The sequence below is a fragment of the Methylobacterium nigriterrae genome (assembly GCF_037106235.1).
In the GTDB taxonomy this organism is placed as follows: domain Bacteria; phylum Pseudomonadota; class Alphaproteobacteria; order Rhizobiales; family Beijerinckiaceae; genus Methylobacterium; species Methylobacterium nigriterrae.
The window spans coordinates 1-1319 of the sequence record NZ_JBAWTG010000374.1; the positions used below are offsets into that span (position 1 = coordinate 1).

The window sequence follows — 1319 nt, forward strand, 5'->3', positions numbered from 1 at the left end:
GGACACTGTTGTCGCCGCGCGAGATCGGTCGGCCAGCGGGCGCGGCTCGGGTAGCGCGATGGTGATGAGTTGCCCGGTCAGCGGATTGAGGATGACCATGACGGCCCCGCAGCAGCGCAAACGGCGAGTTCGCGCCGCAACGCGCGAGGGCTCAGCTCGATCCAGAGCATGGTGCGGTATGGTTAAGCCCTCGTTAACCCTTCCCACTCAGCCTGCCGTTCTGGCCTCGTCGCGTTTCGTTGCGGCGCGGTCTTTCTCTCAAACGGCGGTCTTCCCATGCGCCCGTCCCTTCTGTGCATCTGCCTGACCGCCGTGGCCTTGACAGTGACGACCACCAGCCGCGCCGAACCCACAGCCGCTCAGCGTGAGGCCTGTACGCCCGATGTGCTGCGGCTGTGCAGCAGCCAGATCCCGAACGTGGCCGGCATCACCGCGTGTCTGCGCCGTGAGAAGCCGAGGCTCAGCCCGGGTTGCCGGGCCGTGTTCAATGCGCCCAGCCAGCCTCGGTCCGCCGGTCTCTGATGGCCGCTTGACGGGGAGAGGACACCAACCACGGGCAAACAGGGGGATGGGGATAGCCACGAGAGGGTGACGGCATGACCATGCAAAACACTGTGGACGTGTTCGCTTCGGCGCTGTTCGAGCAGGTCGCGGGGCTTCAAGCCCTCGACAAAGCCCTCGCCCCAGCTGTGGCGACACACGGTGAAGCAGGGGACGCGACGCTCAGCGCTGCCAACCTGCTCGTGGTGGAACTGCGGTCCCAGCTTGCGGAGCTGCGGGAGCGGCTCGCCATCGCCCAAGAGGACCTAGTCGACATGGCGCGCGATGCCGGCGAGATGCAGGGCGCCATCGCGGCTCTGAATGCCCAAGTGCTCGACCTCCAGGCAGAACGCGACGCATGGCAGGCACAGGCGACGTGTCTCTCGGCTCGGGTCCGGCTGGTCGGGTGACGATGATGCAGGACGCGCTCTACAACGCAATTGCAGAGTCCCTCAGCAAGGCGGGTTACATGCCGGCGAGCACCTCCTCCGAGGGCACGGCGGAGAAGACCGCACCTCCCCATCACAATCTGATTGGCGGCGTGGCGCACTCGCCCAGGACGCGCTTGTTGCCTTTGCTGGCCGCTGGCGGTGGCTGGTGCCTGCTCTCGCTCGGTGCCGCCTTCTGCCTCCATGACGAGCTTGCAGTCCGTTTCCACGCAGCAGGGGCCAGGATGAACTGCACAGCAGGATGTCAGGGCGCCCGTTCTACTCCCGCTCGAAACGGTCCCTCGGCACCGCTGGCATCAGCGCCCGGCAAGGCGGCTGCGCTGTCCCGGG

General features: G+C 66.9%; 2 protein-coding genes. Both read left to right on the top strand.

Going from position 1 to position 1319, the window contains the following annotated elements; translation table 11 throughout:
- Positions 1 to 596: 596 nt before the first annotated feature.
- Positions 597 to 950 (top strand): hypothetical protein, encoded by a 354-nt coding sequence (locus tag WDW90_RS37195; protein WP_336492738.1) that lies wholly within the window; start codon positions 597 to 599, stop codon positions 948 to 950.
- Positions 951 to 952: 2 nt separating this feature from the next.
- The coding region (locus WDW90_RS37200) for a hypothetical protein (RefSeq protein WP_336492739.1) at positions 953 to 1319 on the top strand (367 nt) is incomplete at its 3' end.